This window comes from Paenibacillus sp. HGH0039, from assembly GCF_000411255.1.
Taxonomy (GTDB): Bacteria; Bacillota; Bacilli; order Paenibacillales; family NBRC-103111; genus Paenibacillus_F.
This window is the reverse complement of sequence record NZ_KE150413.1, coordinates 1,289,331-1,308,232: the sequence shown is the minus strand read 5'-3', so window position 1 is coordinate 1,308,232 and position 18,902 is coordinate 1,289,331. Positions and strand designations below refer to the sequence as shown.

Genomic DNA, 18,902 nt, shown 5'->3' with positions numbered 1-18,902 from the left:
AGAGAACTGTTTTCCGTTTTTGCGTTTTGCGTTTCGCATTTTTGCTAACAACTATTATATAGAAACTTCTGATATCCGCCGCCGCAAAATATCCTATCACTTTCCATCCCCTATTTAGGAAGCCTAAATGTTTACTAAGTCCGGGATATCTTCTATAATAGATGCATGAATCCTCAAGTTACTCCTCTATAACGGTAGGAAAGGGCGATCCCTTTTCTACCGTTGTTGATTGAACGCAGCCTTTTCTCCTAAAACTTAGATTAGACAGGTGGTACTAGCCATGAACGATACGAAGCAGCCTTACCGCATTTTGCTTTACTATAAATTCGTTCCGATCGCAAATCCCGAGGAATTCGCGGCCGAACACCGGGAATACTGCAAAAATCTCGGCCTGAAAGGCCGCATTCTGATTGCCGCGGAAGGCATCAACGGGACCGTATCCGGTACGGTCGAGCAGACGGAGCAGTATATGTCGGACATGCATGCCAACCCTCTTTTTGCCGATATGGTATTCAAAACCGATCCGGCCGAAGAGCATGCATTCAGAAAAATGTTCGTCCGCTTCAAACAAGAGCTGGTCACTTTCCGTTACGACGAAGAGCTGGACCCTAACGTGATCAGCGGAAAAAGATTGTCTCCGGCCGAGTTCCACGAGCAGCTTCAAAACGAAGACGTGATCGTCCTCGACGGACGCAGCAACTATGAGTACGATCTGGGCCACTTCCGCAACGCGATCCGTCCGGACGTGGAAGCGTTCCGCGAATTTCCGGAATGGATCCGGGAAAACATGGCCGATCTGAAGGATAAGCCGATCCTTACGTACTGTACGGGCGGTATCCGCTGCGAGAAGCTGACCGGCTTCCTGATCAAGGAAGGCTTCAAGGATGTCGCGCAGCTCGAAGGCGGCATCGTCACTTACGGGCAGGACCCGGAAGTGAAAGGAAGACTTTTCGACGGCAAATGCTACGTCTTCGACGAGCGGATTTCGGTGCCGATTAATCACACCGAAGAAGATATCGTCGTGGGTAAATGCCATCACTGCGGCAAGCCTGCCGACACGTTCATCAACTGCGCGAACGACTTCTGCCATCTCCAGCACATCTGCTGTCCGGAATGCGAAGAGGAGCACAGCGGCTGCTGCTCGGACAAATGCGAGGAGCTCGTTCTTTCCGCGCGTTAAGCAGCTTCACATGGCGGCGCGTGCTTGACTTAAAGCGGCTGTGATCGTCCGCCGCAGCAAACCCCAGGCCTACTTCCGACAAGGAGGGGCCCGGGGTTTTTCTTTTTGCGGGAAAGAGCCGCGGAGTTCCGCTATAATGGAAGAAGAACATTCGAGGAGGAGACTTTATGCGCATTGGTATTATCGGGCTCGGCGACATCGCCCGCAAAGCTTACCTGCCGGTGATCACCGCAAGAAACGACGTGGAACTTGTCTTCTGTACGCGAAATACCGCTACCCTGGAGCAGCTTGCCGCCACTTACCGGATAAGCGAAACCGTTACGGAGGTCGGCGATCTGATCAGCCGGGGCATCCGGGCGGCATTCGTCCACTCTTCAACGGAATCCCACGCGGAAATAACGAAGCAGCTTCTGCAAAACGGCGTTCACGTCTATGTGGACAAGCCTATTGCCTATACATACGAGGAGTCCTTGGAGCTTACGGAGCTTGCCGAAAAAAACGGCCTCATTCTGATGGTCGGCTTCAACCGGCGTTTCGCTCCTCTCTACGTTTCCGTTAAAGAGAAATCATCACCGAACCTGATTCTGATGCAGAAAAACCGCCCCCACTCCCCCGACTTTGCGCGCCGGTTCATCCTCGACGATTTCATTCATGTCGTCGATACGCTGCGCTATCTTGTGCCGGGAGACGTCCGGGATGTTAACGTCACGTCCCATCAGAAGGACGGCAAGCTGTACCATGTGATGCTTCAGCTCAGCGGTGACGGCTATACGGCCATCGGCATCATGAACCGGGACAGCGGCAGCAGCGAAGAGACCGTGGAAACGATCGGCGGCGGCCGCAAATGGTCGGTGAAAGATCTCAATACCGCGGTAGAGCTGGCGGACGGCGGCGAGCGGCATTACAAATTCAACGATTGGGACCCCGTCCTGCACCGCCGGGGTTTCCATGCCATCATCGATCATTTTATCCAAACGGTAAAAGAAGGCGGACAGCCTCTGCAGTCAACGCGGGATGCCCTCGAAACCCACCGCGTCTGCGAGGAGATCGTGAAAGAGCTTGAAAAGAACGGAGTATCCGCCTGGGGATAAGGAATGCCCGATCTCCCGGCCGGTCATCTGCAAAGCTAGCCCTTTCAAATAAACGCCCTTCGCTTGTCCGGCAGTCCGGATCGGCCGCCCTTCGTTTAAAGGGACCCGTTCTCGCTTAAACTAAGAAAGAGTGCCTCCCGTTAAACGGGTCCCCGTACACTGGACACTTCAATAAAAGTGTTTCGCGTACGGGGACCCGTTTACGTTTCCGTGAGGCTGCCCTCTTTCTTTTTGTTTTTTTGTCGCATTTGCGGTTAACCAACTAATCCAGACCGGAGGTACCGATGAAAATCATCACGACCACGCAGTGGGATGAAAAGCTTTGGCGGGAAGCGGAGCCCCTCTACAATGAGGCTTTTCCGGATCACGGAAGAAAGCCGATCCGGATCATTCGTCAGATGTTCCAAAGGAAGCTCTGCTTCCTTCATCTCGGGATCGTTGAAAATACGGCCGCCGTTATGGCGATTACGGGAGAGCTCCCGTCGATACGGGCGCTTCTGATCGACTACATCGCCGTTCGTCACGATTGCCGCGGACAAGGCACCGGCCGGCTTTTTATAGAAGCGCTTAAAGATTGGACCCGAAGGGAACGCGGCCTCAGCGGCATGCTGATCGAAGCGGAAGCCGGCGACGGACCCGGCCATCGGAGCCGGCGGCGTTTCTGGGAAGCCTGCGGGTTTCATTTGACGGACTACGTCCACGAATACAGCTGGGTGCCGGAGAGCTATCAGGCGATGTATGTGAATTTAAGCCCCGAAGGAAAGCTCGTGGACGACGGCCGGCTTCTTTTTGAGTCGATCACCGATTTTCATCAAAGATCTTATCGGCGCACCTAGTCGAAGGAAGTCGATCGCCGCCCTTTGCTTCCCTGCCGCCTCGTCCTACTTCTGCCGCATGGACAAATGAGCTCCCTTGCGCTATTTTTAAAGAAGCAGGCGACTTTTGGAAAAAAGGAGTACGTATGGACCAACAACGGAAACCGAAAGTGTTTATCGGCTCTTCCAGGGAAGCGATTCCTATCGCGGAAGGTGTGCTGGAGAATCTCTCCCCGGCCGCACAGGTGAACCCCTGGTTTGCCGGCGCCTTCAATCCCGGGCGGTATACCATGGAAGATTTGGATAAACAGGTACAAAACAACGATTTCGCCCTTTTCATCTTATCGACGGACGACGTCGTTCAAATCCGCGGCAAGCAGTATGCCTCGGCCAGGGATAACACCATTTTTGAAATGGGGCTTTTTATGAGCCGCCTGGGCAGGGAACGCGTCTTTTTTCTTATGCCGGATCATATTCCTGAAAGCGTTAACGAAACGGCCGTCGGCGGGCTAAGGACACCTTCGGACCTGTTCGGGGTCAATGCCCTTACGTTCGAAATCCGTTCCGAAGCCGACGAGTGGGTTCAGGCGACGGCCGCAGCCTGCAGTACCGTCAAAAGAAAGATGCGCGAATTGGGCTGCCTTTCGGAGCAGCCGACGATCTCCCAGCTCGCACGCATTCTGCGCCTTTTTCGTACCCTGTTAAAGGGGGTTCCCTTCAAACCGGAGGAGGAAAATGCCCTCCAGACGCTGAGCGAAGGAATCCGGATCTCCTACACGTGTCCGGCCCAGTTTACGGTTAAGGGCGTCACGATTCACAGCGCGGAGCAGGACGAGTGGATCAAGCAGGTCGCGGGCACCTCGAACATCGGCACGATGAACCGGACTTATCCCTTGACGGCCAATGAAAATCTGGGCCCCGGAGACAAGCGTATCCTCGTGGTGGACGCTCATTTGAACAACAGAGTCACGATGAATCTGCACTCTTCCTCCATTGAAAATGAATATTTGATATGTTATCCTTTAGCTAAGAAGTATGTGCTGACCGTGCATATGATCGGCCAGGACACATTGAGTTCGGAGCAGTTGAATAAGATAGCCGGCCTGAACGGGCAGCTGATCAGTTCGGTAAACGATTTGTTGGGAGGGGAATAAGATGAAACCGGTCAGAAACAGATCGAACAGCGGATTAAAGCGTCGTCGTTCCGCCAAATCTGCTGGCAAAGTCTTGACCCAACGGAATTCCTCGGGTCCCATTTATTCCATCGGTCCTTCCGTAGACGGGAAAGAGCAGTCTTTCCAGCTCGTTTTGGAGAAAGAAGCCGTGTACGAAACTCCTGTCTATCTTCAAGGCTGACGCCCATACAGAATAAGAATAACCCGCTTCCTTTCGCAAGAAAGGGGCGGGTTATTGCTATACCGGCACCAAGGCATCCGTGAAGCCGCATGTTCGGCTAAGATTGTCGGACCGTATGGAGGGTATGAAAGCATGGAGAGACGCAGGACGGGGGGACGGGTATACGATACATCCGAGTTTGGATTAACGGAAGCGTAGAGGCCCGCTTTCCGTCCCTCATCCGTTCCCCCTTCATTCCGCTAATCCGAATGAGCCAGGCGAATCCGTTTCAGCTGGTGAATATGACTCCACTCGTGAAAAGCGCTGAATTGCAGCCACTGGCAGGCATTCAGTTCCACGCCGAGGGGATGGCGGGACACCAGACGGTTCGTCTCTCTTGCGGCCAAAAGGGGCAAAACCGCTTTCAGTTTGCCGCGGACCTCCGCAAGCCGTTCCAGCCCGTCCTCATACGCCACTTTTCCGGTAGGAGATGCGGAAGGCGGAGATTTTTTCGGCGTGCCGAGCAGCCCTTTTTGCTCGAACAGCGCCGTGATGTCCACCAGCTTCCGATCCTCCGGCTCGGATGGCCGGACAGCCTCGCCGTTCAGCAGCTTTCCGATTTCGGCGATGACCTGCTCTTCCACAATGCTCAGGTGCTCGACGATCTGAACCGGGTTCCAGCCGCCTTCGTACTCGCTCAGATGCCGTTCTTCCGGTCCGAAAGCGTCCAGCGCCGCCAGAAGCTCCCGTCTTTTTTTGTTCAGAAAGGGTTCCAGCTCGGAAAAAATCATACGTCCCGCCTCCTTCTGTATAAGCGTCCTTCTCTCCCCATCATAGCGCGTTCCCCTGTTTTCTTCATCCTTAATTTAGGGATTCCCCGAAATGCCGGAGCCCGGCCGGTCCGGCTGCTGCCGATATCTGGCCAAGCATCCTGTGTAGTCCACCGCAAAGTCTCAATGCGTATAGGTATAGTGAGCCGAATCGTACTGCGGACCAGATTTCTCGTAGGTGAACCACAGCTCGACCTGCTGACCGGCCGACAATCCCTGAATCGTATGCGTCCAACTGCCGCCGCTGGCGGTCATCCGCACGTTTTGCTGGTTCGTTCCGTTCACCTTATAGTGGATGTCTACATAGGTCGCAGACGTCTTCGGAGCGAATACGACCGTTTCCGACGCGCCCGACTTGGTAACCGTAGCGGTATAGTCCGAAGCGGTATAGGTCAGTACGTTGTCCGCTGATGCGAACTGCAGCCAGTTCAGGTTGAATTGCGGACCGCTGATAGCGACCCGCAGCGTCTGCGGACCGGCCGCCAGCTGCACCTGAGCCGAGACCGTCGTCCAGGTCTGCCAGCCTCCGGTGTTCGGGACGTTCACCGTCGCGGGCGTATTGCTGCCGGAGCGGAGCTGGAACTGGCCGGTTCCGTTCGGACTGGCCACCCGCGCCTGCAGCGTATAGGTTCCGGCCTTTGCGACATTGACGCTGTAGTCCATCCAGTCCCCCGTATCCAGATAGCCGACATTGAGGCCGCCTCCCGTGTCCGTCGTCGTTTCCGTCTGGACGCCGCTCATCGAAGCGTAGCTTTCGGCTTCGATTTTCCCGGGAATCGGCGCAGCCGACGGAGTAGGCGTTGGTGTTGGTGTTGGCGTTGGTGTTGGCGTTGGTGTAGCGGTCGGCGTTGGTGTTGGCGTTGGCGTCGAACCTCCGGCCCCTTCCGTGTTCGAACCGTTCGCAGGCACCGACATCGTCTTGCCGTCGGAGAACGTGACCCTAATCGCGGAGCTGCCCGCGTTGTATGCCGTGTAGGTGCGGACGCCGTTCTTCACGAATACGGCGTAGAGCGGCGTATCGGCTGTCACGGTACGGTCTTGGACACCCATTGCGTCCAGATTGTAGATCCAATGGTACGCAAACGCCTTGGAGTTCCCGGCTTCGGCCGAAAGCGCATTGCCGCGCGAGGACCAGAAGCTCTTCGCTTCAGCCGGATTCGATATCGCCCGGTACATGTAGACGAGGTCTTCCCAGGCGTCAAAATTCGTGCCGCCGTTCTCGGATACCAGCGCGTTATAATTTTTGGCGGCATAGTCGGGGTACTGCGTCAGGTAAAGCGAAGCTCCCGTGAAAGGCAGCCAGTTGATGCCGTGAACCTCTTCCGGATTGCCGGTCCACCAGGTTCCGTCGCCGACGGTTTTGCCGCCCCAGACCATGCTCGCCGTCGACCGGGTGAAACCTGCGGGACGGTTTGCGCCCGTCACGTCGAACCAGTATTCGTTGATCGCGTTCATCTCGGTCGTGTACAGAGAGATCCCCGTGTCGCGGATCGCGGTGTCGCCCGTCGCCTGTCCCCACAGAATCATGCCCGCCCAGGCGTTCATGCCCTCGGAAGAAGATTCATTGTTGTTGCCGTCTCCGAACCGTGCATGCCCCGAGGCCCATGAGTGGCCGGCATACGGGTCAAAGTTGCGAAGGTAAGGGAACATCGTGTCCGTGCGGCTGCTGCCGGCGATGTCCCGGATCAGTAAATTCACCATCGGTCCCCAGGCGGAAGCCCAGGCTTTGTCCACACGTGCGACCTCCGCGGCAGCCTTGATGAAATAGCCGTAGTGGAAATGGTGGTCGTTCAGCTCGTTGTTGGAGCCGTAGCTGGCCGGGTAGCCGATCACGGTGCCCCAGTTGCGGTTGTAGTAAAACACGTTGCCGCTCTTAAGATTACCGCTGCCGTCGCTCGCCTTGAACCAGTTCTGCAGGATGCTCTTGATCTCGGTGCGGAACTTGTTCGCCGCCGTCGTATCACCGATCTGATCGGCAATCGGAGCCAGCGAGGCAAGTTTGCCGAGGCGCTTGCCGATCCAGTAGGTGTCGCCGTCACCGGTGTATGTTTCGGCCTCCGCCTGGTCGATGTACTGCTGCAGTTGCCCGCGGTCGTAGGAACCCTTGTCCGGCAGCGCCGGGAGGACTCCGTTAAACTTCATGCGCGTCTGGAAGGAACTTCCCTCGCCCGTCTTCATCAGACCGCGCACCGAGCCGTACGTATAGGACAGAAGCGGCGTCGGGCTGTTCTTCCATTGATGCGGATACAAGGCGAAAATCGTACCGCTTTGCGCGCCCTGCTTAGCCTGCGTCGTGAAAGTGAAAGTCGATGTCACCTCGCTTGCAGTGGCATTGTAGCTGTAAGACACCTGCGTGCCGGTGACATGAGAGTAAGCGTACTGAGCAAACTTGCTCAGCGTCGACTGGCTTTGGTCCGGCAAGACCGCGACGGAAAAGTACGAGCTGCCGTTGTTCGTCAGCGTGCCGCTGCCGATCCCGCTCCATGTGCTGCCGTTCGCCCCGAACAAACCGTAGTGAGCGCCCGCAACCGTAATGCCGAGCACCGGCGTGTTCGCGCTTCCGGACCATACGGCAGGCGCGTCGTAGAAGCTAAGCTTGGGATTTCCGCCCGCATAAGTGAAGTAGACGTACGGCGAACCATGCCCGTAGCTGACGTTCATCTCGCTGGCGCCGCTCTTGTACTGCGACTTCACAAACCAGTCGCTGTAGCCGTCCACCTTCGCGTCGGGAAAAGCGGCCACGCTCGAGTGACCGACTGTGAAGTCGTGAATGTCGTTGATCCAGCCGCAGACGCAGCTGGAATTCGCCGTGATCCGGTTGCCAGGATAATAAATGCGGATGCCGCCGGAGCCGTTTTTCATCGCCAGCGGATGCGGATACTGGGCTTCCGAGAAGGTGTCCCAGGCGAGATTGCTCCACCAGTCGTTGGTCGGCATCGCTCCGGTGACGTTCGCGGTCTTGTAGATCATGCTCTGTGTATCGACGGCGCCCGGAGGCAGCACGGTCGAGTAAGAGCCGGAACCCAGAGTGACCTCGCCGCTAAAAGCGGAAGTGCCTCGTTCGGGAAGCAAGGAAACGAGCAGGACCAGTGCAAGCAGACCGGCAAAAAGTTTTTTCATTTCATTCCTCCTTAAAAGTTAAGTCATTGGGAAACGCTTTCATTTTATTGGGAATCGAATTCCTCCTCCCCTTTCCTTTTAAGATGAACGGACTGAGCCCGTACGTCTTTATCGTATCAGCCTAACGAAGGCCTCGAACAGGCGCCTCATTTCGGATCGATTCCCTTTTTTTCTCCTTCCCCCTTCGACGGAATAAAAGAGACACGGAAAAACGCAGCCCCGGTGGACTGCGCTTACAGAAGTACGTTGGCACGATTAACGAAAAACAGTTTTTCCTTTAAGCCTCTGAACCGCCGGACACCTCGGCATGCAGCCGGAGTCATCCGGCAAAACCGCCATACAGCGACCATCCCCCGAAGCTACTCCTTCATATTTTGAAGCAGTTGAACCCGGTAAGCTTCGCTCTCCAGCCCCTGAATCTCTTTGTATTCCTCTTCCGTCAGCCTTCTGGGCTCCCCGACCGATTTGGCGATCATATAAATTTTCGCGCTCTCTTCCATCACTTCGGTCCGGTAATACGCTTCCCGGAGGTTTTTGCCCGTAGTCACCAGACCGTGATTTTTAAGCAGCATGGAGCTGTAACGGTCCGCCTTCTCCGCCACTAGATGAGCGAGTTTGTCCGTCGTCGGCACGACATAAGGGATAAACGCGACATCCCCTACGAGAGCCGCCTGATCCGGAAAAAGCATGGGCAGCTCGTCGTCCACGAGCGTCAAGGCAATGCAGTAGGCGGGATGCGTGTGCACGATTGCCTGTAGCAGAGGGTTCACCCGGTAGCAGAACAGATGCATCAGCACTTCGGATGAAGGCCGGAAGGCGGTATCCCCGATTTCACCGGTAGGAATGTGGACCGGCACCCACTGATGCGGCTCGATATCTTCCAGCGCAAATCCGCTGGGCGACAGGTACATAAACTCTTCGGATCTTGCGCTGATATTGCCTCCGGGGCCGACTACCAGACCTTTCGCCACGCTTTTGGCGGCGTATTTCGTCAATTCTTCTCTTATTTTCCGTTCAGTCATTTCCGTTGACGCTCCTTTCGGAATGGTGGGCGTTTGCGTTGATCTTCCTGTAACGCGCATAAGCTTCCCGCCACCGGCCGGTATCCTCGGGAGAGTACACATCCGGCGGGAACGAGGCCAGCACGACCTGCCGCATTTCGTCCCGGGTATGAAGCTCGCCGCGAGCCTTCGCCTGCATAAGCAAGCTGCCGACGGCGGTCGCCTCGACCGGCCCCGCGATGACGCACCGGCCGGTGATGTTCGCCGTCAGCTGGCAGAGCAGCCGGTTGCGGATGCCTCCGCCGACCATATGGACGGCGTCCAGCCTCCGGCCCAGCAGCTCCTCGATTTCGTGGAGGGTCTGGCTGAATTTCATCGCCAGGCTTTCCACGATGCAGCGAATCATCTGCGCCTTCGTCTGCGGAACGGGCTGACCGGTCTGACCGCACCAGCTGCGGATGCGCTGCGGCATGTTCCCCGGCGCCAGGAACACGGGGTCTTCCGGATCGACGTAGGAAGCAGCCGCTTCTTCTGCCGCCGCCATCGCCTGCATGTCCCCGAAGGTGAGCGCTTCGCCTTCCAGCTCCCAATACCGGCGGCATTCCTGCAAAAGCCACAGGCCCATGATGTTCTTCTGCAGCCGGATGCGGCCGTCCGCTCCGCCTTCATTCGTGAAGGCGAGAATCCGGCTCTGTTCGGTGATGACGGGCCGCTCCGTCTCCACCCCCATCAGCGACCAGGTGCCGCAGCTGATAAACGCATAGCTGCCGCCGGCTTGCGCGGGGATGGACACTACGGCCGAGGCCGTGTCATGGGAAGCTGCCGCCACGACCGGGAAGCTGCTCATCTGCAGCTCCTCGGCCAATGCGGCGCGCAGACTGCCTGCTGCGGTTCCCGGCATCACGATGGAAGGAAACATCGCCCGCGGATGCGGAAGCAGGGCAAGCACTTCTTCATCCCAGCCGCGCAGCTGCGGGTGGAGCAGGCCGGACGTGCTGGCGATGGTGTATTCGGCCGAAATGTCTCCGCATAGATAGTAGCGGAACAAATCGGGCATAAACAGCATCCGCACATCCCCACCGGCCAGGGAGGCCGCCTCCCCTTCCGCTTCAAGCTGAAACAGCGTGTTGATGGACTGGGTCTGGATGCCTGTGCGCCGGTACAATTCTTCTTCCGGTATCCGGTTCAACACCCGCCGCATCGCGGGCTCGTTCCGTGAATCCCGGTAGTGGTAAGGGTTCCCGAGCAGCCTGCCCCTGCCGTCCACAAGTCCGTAATCCACGCCCCACGTGTCTACGGCAAGCGAAGCGGGGGCCTCCGCCGTAAACGACTTATAGGCCCGGATGCCCTGGAGCATCTCGTGAAACAGCCGCAGAAAATCCCAGTGAAGATTGCCGCCTAGTCTGACGGGATCATTGGAGAAGCGGTGGATTTCCTCAACGGCCAGACGTGATCCGTTGTAAGTGCCGAGCACCGTCCGCCCGCTGCTCGCTCCGAAGTCCACGGCAAGCATGTGAAGGCCGTTCTTCTCTACTCCCATGAAAAGTCCCCCTCCCTGTACGGCTTTTATTTATACAAAGGGCCGAAGTTTGCGCACGCGCGGAAGTCCGCCGCTTCTTCATCCCGGGTCCCGAAAGAACTCCATACGCGCGGCCGGAATAGATTCTTCTCATCGACATTGTGCATGGAAACGGGAATTCTCAGCATCGCCGCCAAGGTAATGAGATCGGCCCCGATGTGTCCGTAGCTGATGGAACCGTGATTGGAGCCCCAGGTGTCCATCACCGAATAGACATCGCGGAAAGAGCCTTCTCCTGTCAGGATCGGCGCGAACCAGGTCGTCGGCCACGTGGGGTCGGTCCGCTTATCCAGCGCGTCGTGCACGTTATCCGGCAGATCGACCGTATAGCCCTCGGCAAGCTGAAGCACCGGACCGAGGCCCTTCACCAAGTTGATCCGGGTCATCGTGACGGGCATCCCGCCTTTCGTCAGGAAATCCGACGAGTAGCCGCCGCCCCGGAAATACTCCACGGCCGCGGGCCGCCAGGACGTTTCGCTGAGGCATTTGTCCACCTCTTCCTCCGTAATCTCCCAATAAGGCTTCATGGCGGGCGCGCCGTCCCGGGACTGCTGCCCCGTACCGTCCAGTGCAGCCGAGCCGGAATTGATGAGATGGAGAATCCCGTGCTCCGCGGCTCCTTCCAGCGTATAACCCGTTACCCGCTTCACCGATTCGGGACTCCAGTACGTGCGGACATCGGCGAAAATTTGGGCGGTGTGCGTCAGAAGGTACCCCATCAGCATCGCAACGCCGTTCAAACTGTCGTTCTCGGTCGCCACGAGATAAGGCCCTCTTCTTCCGTTCCAGTCGAAGGAGCTGTTCAGGATCGCTTCCATGAAGTCCCCGTTCGGGAAGTGATCCGTCCAGTGGCGCTGCCCCTGGAAGCCGGACAAAATCGCGTTATGCCCCAGCGCTTCCTCGCCGAAACCGAGTTCAGCCAGCTTCGGATTCCCGGTCATCAGGTCGCGGACGATCAGGGACATTTTGACGACGGTTTCCCAATCTTTATCTTTACGTTCCCGGGACGTTTGAATGACCGCAGAATTGTTGTCGGGGCCCTCCTTGCAGTTGTCCTTCACCCAGGCGAGAGCAAGCCCGAACTCCTCCTTGTCGTATATCTCTTCTTCCATCCGGCGGACCAGCTCCGACATATCCACGTATTCATTGCGCATGCCGAGGTAATTCTGGAACAGCTCCTCGCTGACGATCGAACCCGCAATCCCCATGGAAACGGAGCCGACCGATAAGTAGGACGTTCCTTTCATCACCGCCACGGCCAGAGCCGCCCTTGCAAAACGGAGCAGCTTCTCCCGCACGTCTTCGGGAATGTCGGCCGTGCCCGCGTCCTGCACATCCTTGCCGTAGATACCGAACGCCGGAATTCCTTTCTGCGCATGGGCCGAAAGCACGGCGGCCAAGTAAACGGCGCCCGGACGTTCCGTCCCGTTAAAGCCCCAAATGGAATTCGGAATGGAGGCGTTCATATCCATCGTCTCGGTTCCGTAGCACCAGCAAGGAGTCACGGTGACGGATACGCCCACGCCCGACCGGGCGAATTTGTCCGCAGCCGCAGCCGCTTCCGCTACGCCGCCGATACAGGTGTCGGCAATGACGCACTCCACCGGCGTTCCGTCGGGGTAGCGCAAATTGCCGCTGAGCAGGGCGGCAGCCGCCTTCGCCATGTTCATCGTCTGTTCTTCAAGCGATTCGCGCACCCCTTTGCGGCGTCCGTCGATGGTCGGACGGATGCCGATTTTCGGAAAAGGCCGGTTCCATCTGTGTTCACGGTTGTTCATTTGATCTTCCTCCTCATTGAGTTATCGATAAACCTCTTCATAAAAAATATCCTTCACAGACACGTCACGTAACGACACCTTTTCTCAAAATAATGTTGGCATATAAAGCGCTTTCACTCGTAGCGACAATGGCATAAGCTTCTTTAGCCCGTGCGTAGAAAGCGAATCGTTCCAGTTGTCCCATCGGGGCGCGAGGCAAATGCCTTCCGATCAATTCGCCATACGTCTCCCAAATCACCGGCTGAACCGGATCGCCCGGAACGACCGCCATAAGCGAAACCGGCTGATCTCCGTATGTATCGAGCGGGAATAAGGCAAGAACCGCCTCCAGAAGCTCGGGCACGCCGTGACCGTCGCAGCGGACCAGACGTTTGGCATGGCTCGCCGCCGGAAAGTTGCCGTCCCCCAGGACGATTTCGTCCCCATGGCCCATTTCCATCAGCACTTTCAGAAGCTCCGGCGAAAGAATAGACGGAATTCCTTTCAGCATCCGCTTGTCTCCTCTCTGCAATTCAGGTAGAGTTAGAGTTACCGATAACACAAAATTAACAGCTACCTCTCTTGCTGTCAACGGTTTTCTTTTATACAATAAACTCATTGAAGTATGAAAAGGTGATAACGATTGATTACCATCTATGATATAGCCGAAAAAGCGAATGTCTCCGCCATGACCGTTTCCAGAGTTATCAATAACTCCGGAAGAATCAGCGAGGCGACCCGCAAGCGCGTCCGCAAGGTGATGGAAGAGCTGAATTATATCCCCAACTCCATGGCCCGCGGCCTCGTTCTGCAAAAAACGAAGCTGTTGTCGCTGTTGATCACGGATATTACGAATCCTTTCTACACCACGATTGCGCGGGGAGCCGAGGATACGGCGAAGCGGTCCGGCTACAAGCTTCTTTTCGGCAACAGCGACGAGGATTACGGCAAGGAAAAAGACTACGTGGAGATGATCCTCTCCACACGGGTGGACGGCGTCCTGTTCGCGCCTACCGGAGACGCCTCTCTTGAGCAGCTCCGGCAGCTGCAGAAGCACGGGATTCCGTTCGTGATTCTGGACCGTGAAGTGCCCGGCATCGAAACGGATGTCGTCCTCGGCGACAGCAAAGAAGGGGCGAGAAAACTGGTCGAGCACCTGATCGGCCTCGGCCATCGGCGCATCGCTCTGGTCAACGGCTCGCCCGATGTATCTACGGCCCGGCTCCGGTATACCGGCTACCGGGAAGCTCACCTGCTCGGCGGACTGCCTCTCGACGAGAGCCTGGTTGTGTCGCTGAACTACCGCGAGTTTCAGGACGAGGCCTCGCTGCAGACGCTGCTGGCGCTTCCTTCCCCGCCGACGGCGATTTTCGCGGCAAACAACCTGCTCGCCGTGGGGATTATCGGGGCACTCCGTCAGAGAGGCTTGTCCGTTCCGGAAGATGTATCGGTTGTCTGCTTCGACGATTTCGGCCCCGCCGAGACCGTCAATCCCTTTCTGACCGTAGCCTCCCAGCCCGCATATCAGTTCGGTGCCCTCGGCATGCAGCTTCTGATCGAACGGATCGAGAGCGGCCCCGGTTCCGAAAGCCGCAAAATCATGCTGCCCTCCGAACTTCTCATCCGTTCCTCGACCCGCACATGGGACAGGTAAGCCGCCGGACTGACTTATAACAGCCGGATTCCTTCTTGGATGTCTTTCCGCCGGTCCTCGATATACTGCTCGATCACTTCAGGCTCCGACCGGAACAGGGACAGACTTTTTTGACGGCCGGGGTCCTTATCTACATCCCGGGCAATGCGTTCGTGCATCTCATGCACGACGGGCATAATCCGGTCCTTCGTAAACGCAGTGTCCGTAAGATGTTTCAAAAGAGCCTTGTACCGCTGCCGCGCCTCCTTGCTTTCCAGCACTTTTTCGGTCAAGTCGTTATACCCGGTGATCCTCACGAGATTGCTGTTTACTCTTTTCCCGTAACAATTCCGCCCCCAAGTGCCTTCATAATCCCACGGAATCATCCGGTACCTCCGGGTCGGTTTATGCTCGTAAATCGCATAGTTATGCTCGAAACCGTCATAATTCCCCGTCATCACGGCCCCGGCCAGCCACCGCAAATAATTGTCGAGATCCACGTGCTTACCCAGAAAAGCCTTCAGCCGGTCTCCTTTAAGCGCATGCATGGATTGGATGAACGCTTTCATCTTGTCCCGGTCCTGACCCGTTCCGATAATAAGATCGTATCCGGCAAACAAGGTCTTTTTTCGCTTGCCGGTATCCGGATCTTTCAGTGAAAAATTCGCACGGTCGTTGCTTGCATACAGGAGAGACTTCATAAGAATCCCCCTCCGCCGGAAAAAAGACCGCTTAACCGCCTCGATCAGCACATATACGCCTTCGTTTCTGCCGTCGATCGTCAGTACGACATGGCGGGTATGCGGACTCGGCACGCCGATCATCCGGAAAAACCGGAACGACAGCGCGTTGCGGATCAGCGAAGGATCGTCGTATTCGGCATTCAGATGATAGGTCCTTCCCTTCATCCGGATTTCATACGATTTTTTCGCATATTCGCGGGTATGCCCGCCCCGATATCCGATCCGGATAGGCACGCTGCTGCTCCCGTCCGATAAAATCGCCGGTACGAAGCGGCTGCTCCATACGTCTTGCCGCAGTTTGCGGTCCCCACCGGTGCCGACTGCTAGTTGAAAATGAGGAAGCGACATCAGATTCCTCCGCCTTTCGCTATAAGAAAACAGCCTATCCGTCAAGATAGGCTGTTCTTGTTACGTTACCTTATGCGAAATGCAGGCGCCGCGGCACAATGCGGACCGACAAAGTTCAACCTAACGTTTTCTGGTCGGTTTCGCTTTGAATACGGGAGCGGTCAGGCGTGCGGGGAGCCCGTGCGTCCGGCGGCCAGACGTACGGTTTCCTCCCGCACGGCCCCCTTCGGTTCGGTTTCCTCTTGTACGGCTGCCTTCGGTACGACTGCCTCCGGTATGCCTGTCCCCGGTACGATCTTCCCTCGCGAATTCCCCCTCCGGTCGATCCGCAGGCGCGTTCCAGGGATTCGACCAGATTCCTCCGGGAAGGTTTTGCGGGTACTGCCCGCCGTAATGGTCTCTCCGCCCCTCCGTCCGGTTACCCCGCGTGCGGTTTCCTTCGTTTCCGTTTCCATCGCTCCGGCCACCTGCTGTACGATGGCCTAAGGTACGACTGCCGCCTGTGCGGTTACCCGAAGTCCGGTGATCTGCGGAACGGCTTCCCCTTGTCCGGTTGTCCCTTGTCGGATTCCCTGCTGTACGCCAGTCCAAACGATCCCCCTGAAAACCGGGAGATTCTTTTAAACCTTCAACCGACTGAGCTCGTTCATCCTTTGCCCACCAACTTTCAAATAAATCGGGATACTCGCTCATTTGAACTACCCTCCAGCTATCAAGATAGTATATACATATGAGCTAACTTGCAGATTGGTATGGTCATTGGTGTACTCTTATCTCGTTTTTGAAATATCCGCCTTAAAAACCGAGTTAATAGACACAAAGACGCCCCAGCCCGGAATTCGGTCTGTGCGTCTTTTATTCGGACATACGATTGGAGACTTAGCTTTGTTCAAAAAGCCGGGACAACGGCAACGCCGTATTTGTCCTGGATAAATTTCTTCACTTCCGGGCCGGTAAGCGCCGCATCGAGTTTTTTGATTTCGTCCCGGCTCTCATCGCCTTTGCGGACTACGATCACATTTGCGTAAGGAGAGTTGGCATCCTCCCGGAATAAGGCCGATTTGGGATCAAGCTTGGCTTCCAGGACGAGATTCGTATTAATAATCGCACCATCCAAATCCGGCAGCGCCCTCGGCAGAGTGGCGGAGTCCGTTTCGAAAAACTTCAGGTTTTTCGGATTATCCGCGATATCCTTCGGCGTAGCCTCGTAGGTGGTTAGCCCCTCTTTCAGCTTGATAAGACCCTGCTGCTGCAGGAGGACCAGCGCCCGGTATTCGTTGGAGGGATTGTTCGGAATACCGATCTTCGCGCCGTCTTTGATCTCGTCCTTGGATTTCAGCTTGCTCGAATAAAATCCGATGGGTTCCACATGAACCTTGGCAGTCACCGCAAAGTCAAAGCTTTTCTCTTTTTTGACCGAATCCAGGTACGGCACGTGCTGAAAATAGTTCGCGTCGATCTGTTTGTCTTTCAAAGCCGGATTCAACTGGCCTTCGTCATCGAACACTTTAATGTCCAGGTTGATTCCCTGTTCTTTCAATTTCGGTTTTACGACTTCCAGGATCTCCGCATGCGGAACGGCCGCTGCTCCTACGGTAAGTTTCACCTCTTTGGCGGGTTCTTTGGACGCTCCCGGCGTACTGCCGGTTTTCTCCGAAGCGGTAACCTCTCCTTTGCCTGGGCTTCCGCATCCGGCAGCCGTCAACGTGACAGCGAGCAGAATGGCCGCAATAGCGCTTAATCGTGTAGGTGTCATGGAATACGCCTTCTTTCTTCTATGTAATGAATAAAAAACAGATAAAACGGACGGATCGTTTATTCCAGTTTGTAGCGTTTGCGGATGACCGATTTGGCGATGGAATCGCCGGACCACTGGATAATCTGGACAATCAGAATAATAAGGATAACGGTGGCAATCAGGATATCTTCCCGGAAGCGCTGGTAACCGAACCGGATGGCCAGGCTGCCTAGGCCTCCCGCGCCGATGGCGCCCGCTACCGCCGTAAATTCCGTGATCGCGATGACGCCGATCGTGACCGCCCGGATCAGGGCCGGAAGCGCCTCCGGAATCAGCACGCGGAGGATGATGGTCCACGGCGAGGCGCCGACCGATTTGGCCGCTTCGATTTTGCCGGAGCTGACTTCTTTCAGCGAGTTTTCGATAATCCGTCCCAGAAATGGAGCGGCTCCGATCGAAAGAGACACAATCGCCGCCGTCGGTCCCAGTGTCGTGCCGACAATGAGCCTGGCAAGCGGGAGGAGCAGCACGATCAGAATAATGAACGGCAGGGACCGTACCGCATTGATCGCGGTGCCGATCACTTTATTCAGCTTCGGGGCCGCAAGAATGCCTCCTTTTTCCGTAACCACCAGAGAGATGCCGAGCGCGCTGCCCAGCAGGAAAGCGAACAGGGAAGACCAGACGACCATGAAAAGCGTCTCCTGCAGCCCTTCGACCAGCAAATCGACCAAATCGTCTCTCATATGCCTGCCCCCGCTCCTTCCAGAACCGTCCGCTTGCTGCGGTAATGGTCGATAATGCTGACGAATCTTCTTGCGGTATCGCTCTCCGGCTGGAGAAAGAACTTATCCACAGTTCCGGTCTCTACAATTCTACCTTTTTCTATGACCGCCATATTGCGGCAGATGTGCTGGAGGACGTCCAGCTCGTGCGTGATCAATACAATCGTCAAATTCAACTGGCGGTTAATGTCTTTGAGCAGCTCCAGCGTGGAATAAGTCGTTTGCGGATCGAGCGCCGAGGTCGCTTCATCGCTCAGAAGCACATCGGGTTCGTTCACAAGCGCCCGGGCAATCCCAACCCGCTGCTTCTGGCCTCCGCTGAGCTGGGACGGGTAGACGTTCTCTTTGTCCCCCAGCTGCACCAGATCCAGAATCTCTCTCACTCTCTCGGCCAGAAGCGGTTTAGGAACTCCCGCCACTTTAAGAGGAAACGCCACGTTCTGGAACACGGTTTTGGAATCGAGCAGATTAAACTGTTGAAAAATCATGCCGATTTTACGCCGGGCCATCCGCAGTTCCTTCTCGCCCAGATCGGTGATGCGCAGCCCCTCGATTTCCACCGTGCCCGAATCGGGCTCCTCCAGCCGGTTGAGGCAGCGGATTAATGTGGATTTCCCCGCCCCGCTAAATCCGATGATGCCGAAAATATCCCCCTTTTGGATGCGCAGATTGATGTTTTCCAGGGCCGTTACGGGACCGCTGGCGCTTTTGTACGACTTGGTCAGATTTTCTACGAGAATCATGTGCCTACACCTGCCCGGAAATTTTTTCAATAAAAAAAACCAAGCCCATCTTACCGGCCGTCCGGTAAAGAGCTTAGTTTCCAGCTATCTGGTCAACTAATGACTTATGAAGTTATTTCCGACTAAACCAATGTCTTTTGTTTAATTTATATCAGCTTTCCCCTCTTGTCAACCGCCTTTTGAGAATAAAAAACGAGGATTGAC

At 56.1% G+C, this 18,902-nt stretch carries 17 protein-coding genes; 6 read left to right on the top strand and 11 right to left on the bottom strand.

The window, feature by feature from the left end:
• Positions 1–280 precede the first annotated feature (280 nt).
• From trhO to HMPREF1207_RS20255, 5 genes are all read left to right on the top strand, one after another.
• Positions 281–1,180, top strand: coding sequence for an oxygen-dependent tRNA uridine(34) hydroxylase TrhO (gene trhO, locus HMPREF1207_RS20275; RefSeq protein ID WP_009671359.1), 900 nt, complete (start codon positions 281–283; stop codon positions 1,178–1,180).
• A 167-nt stretch (positions 1,181–1,347) separates the two neighbouring features.
• A complete protein-coding gene (locus HMPREF1207_RS20270; protein WP_009671379.1) occupies positions 1,348–2,271 on the top strand; it encodes a Gfo/Idh/MocA family protein in 924 nt (307 codons plus the stop codon).
• 284 nt (positions 2,272–2,555) lie between these two features.
• The gene (locus tag HMPREF1207_RS20265; protein WP_009671370.1) at positions 2,556–3,107 is read left to right on the top strand and encodes a GNAT family N-acetyltransferase; all 552 of its coding nucleotides are present in this window, start codon (positions 2,556–2,558) and stop codon (positions 3,105–3,107) included.
• A gap of 125 nt (positions 3,108–3,232) precedes the next feature.
• Positions 3,233–4,240: a TIR domain-containing protein gene (locus HMPREF1207_RS20260; protein ID WP_009671376.1), complete on the top strand. Its 1,008-nt coding sequence runs from the start codon at positions 3,233–3,235 to the stop codon at positions 4,238–4,240.
• 1 nt (position 4,241) lies between these two features.
• The gene (locus HMPREF1207_RS20255) at positions 4,242–4,442 is read left to right on the top strand and encodes a hypothetical protein (protein ID WP_009671363.1); all 201 of its coding nucleotides are present in this window, start codon (positions 4,242–4,244) and stop codon (positions 4,440–4,442) included.
• A gap of 239 nt (positions 4,443–4,681) precedes the next feature.
• On the opposite strand, the gene HMPREF1207_RS20250 is transcribed toward HMPREF1207_RS20255, so the two are convergent.
• The 6 genes from HMPREF1207_RS20250 to fucU all read right to left on the bottom strand — a co-directional run bounded on the left by HMPREF1207_RS20250 (position 4,682) and on the right by fucU (position 13,219).
• A complete protein-coding gene (locus tag HMPREF1207_RS20250; RefSeq protein WP_009671369.1) occupies positions 4,682–5,212 on the bottom strand; it encodes a DinB family protein in 531 nt (176 codons plus the stop codon).
• Positions 5,213–5,374: 162 nt separating this feature from the next.
• Complete coding sequence (locus HMPREF1207_RS20245) at positions 5,375–8,371, bottom strand: glycosyl hydrolase (RefSeq protein WP_009671361.1); 2,997 nt, start codon at positions 8,369–8,371, stop codon at positions 5,375–5,377.
• A gap of 359 nt (positions 8,372–8,730) precedes the next feature.
• Positions 8,731–9,393: a class II aldolase/adducin family protein gene (locus tag HMPREF1207_RS20240; RefSeq protein ID WP_009671356.1), complete on the bottom strand. Its 663-nt coding sequence runs from the start codon at positions 9,391–9,393 to the stop codon at positions 8,731–8,733.
• On the bottom strand, positions 9,386–10,912 hold the full coding sequence (locus HMPREF1207_RS20235; protein WP_009671366.1) for a rhamnulokinase: 1,527 nt from the start codon (positions 10,910–10,912) through the stop codon (positions 9,386–9,388). The genes HMPREF1207_RS20240 and HMPREF1207_RS20235 overlap by 8 nt, the downstream gene beginning before the upstream one ends.
• A 26-nt stretch (positions 10,913–10,938) precedes the next feature.
• The gene (locus HMPREF1207_RS20230; RefSeq protein WP_016423939.1) at positions 10,939–12,729 is read right to left on the bottom strand and encodes an L-fucose isomerase; all 1,791 of its coding nucleotides are present in this window, start codon (positions 12,727–12,729) and stop codon (positions 10,939–10,941) included.
• 64 nt (positions 12,730–12,793) lie between these two features.
• Positions 12,794–13,219 carry an L-fucose mutarotase gene (fucU, locus tag HMPREF1207_RS20225; RefSeq protein WP_009675295.1) on the bottom strand — a complete coding sequence of 142 codons (426 nt, stop codon included), beginning with the start codon at positions 13,217–13,219 and terminating at the stop codon, positions 12,794–12,796.
• 132 nt (positions 13,220–13,351) lie between these two features.
• Here fucU and HMPREF1207_RS20220 point away from each other — a divergent pair, with 132 nt between their 5' ends.
• Positions 13,352–14,362: a LacI family DNA-binding transcriptional regulator gene (locus tag HMPREF1207_RS20220; protein ID WP_009675293.1), complete on the top strand. Its 1,011-nt coding sequence runs from the start codon at positions 13,352–13,354 to the stop codon at positions 14,360–14,362.
• A gap of 14 nt (positions 14,363–14,376) precedes the next feature.
• On the opposite strand, the gene HMPREF1207_RS20215 is transcribed toward HMPREF1207_RS20220, so the two are convergent.
• The 5 genes from HMPREF1207_RS20215 to HMPREF1207_RS20195 form a co-directional block, all read right to left on the bottom strand.
• Positions 14,377–15,432 carry a CotH kinase family protein gene (locus HMPREF1207_RS20215; RefSeq protein ID WP_009675283.1) on the bottom strand — a complete coding sequence of 352 codons (1,056 nt, stop codon included), beginning with the start codon at positions 15,430–15,432 and terminating at the stop codon, positions 14,377–14,379.
• Positions 15,433–15,593: 161 nt separating this feature from the next.
• On the bottom strand, positions 15,594–15,887 hold the full coding sequence (locus tag HMPREF1207_RS20210) for a hypothetical protein (RefSeq protein WP_009675302.1): 294 nt from the start codon (positions 15,885–15,887) through the stop codon (positions 15,594–15,596).
• 434 nt (positions 15,888–16,321) lie between these two features.
• Positions 16,322–17,188: a MetQ/NlpA family ABC transporter substrate-binding protein gene (locus HMPREF1207_RS20205; protein ID WP_009675290.1), complete on the bottom strand. Its 867-nt coding sequence runs from the start codon at positions 17,186–17,188 to the stop codon at positions 16,322–16,324.
• A gap of 59 nt (positions 17,189–17,247) precedes the next feature.
• Positions 17,248–17,916: a methionine ABC transporter permease gene (locus HMPREF1207_RS20200; protein ID WP_009675312.1), complete on the bottom strand. Its 669-nt coding sequence runs from the start codon at positions 17,914–17,916 to the stop codon at positions 17,248–17,250.
• A complete protein-coding gene (locus tag HMPREF1207_RS20195) occupies positions 17,913–18,698 on the bottom strand; it encodes a methionine ABC transporter ATP-binding protein (RefSeq protein WP_009675287.1) in 786 nt (261 codons plus the stop codon). The genes HMPREF1207_RS20200 and HMPREF1207_RS20195 overlap by 4 nt, the downstream gene beginning before the upstream one ends.
• Positions 18,699–18,902 lie beyond the last annotated feature (204 nt).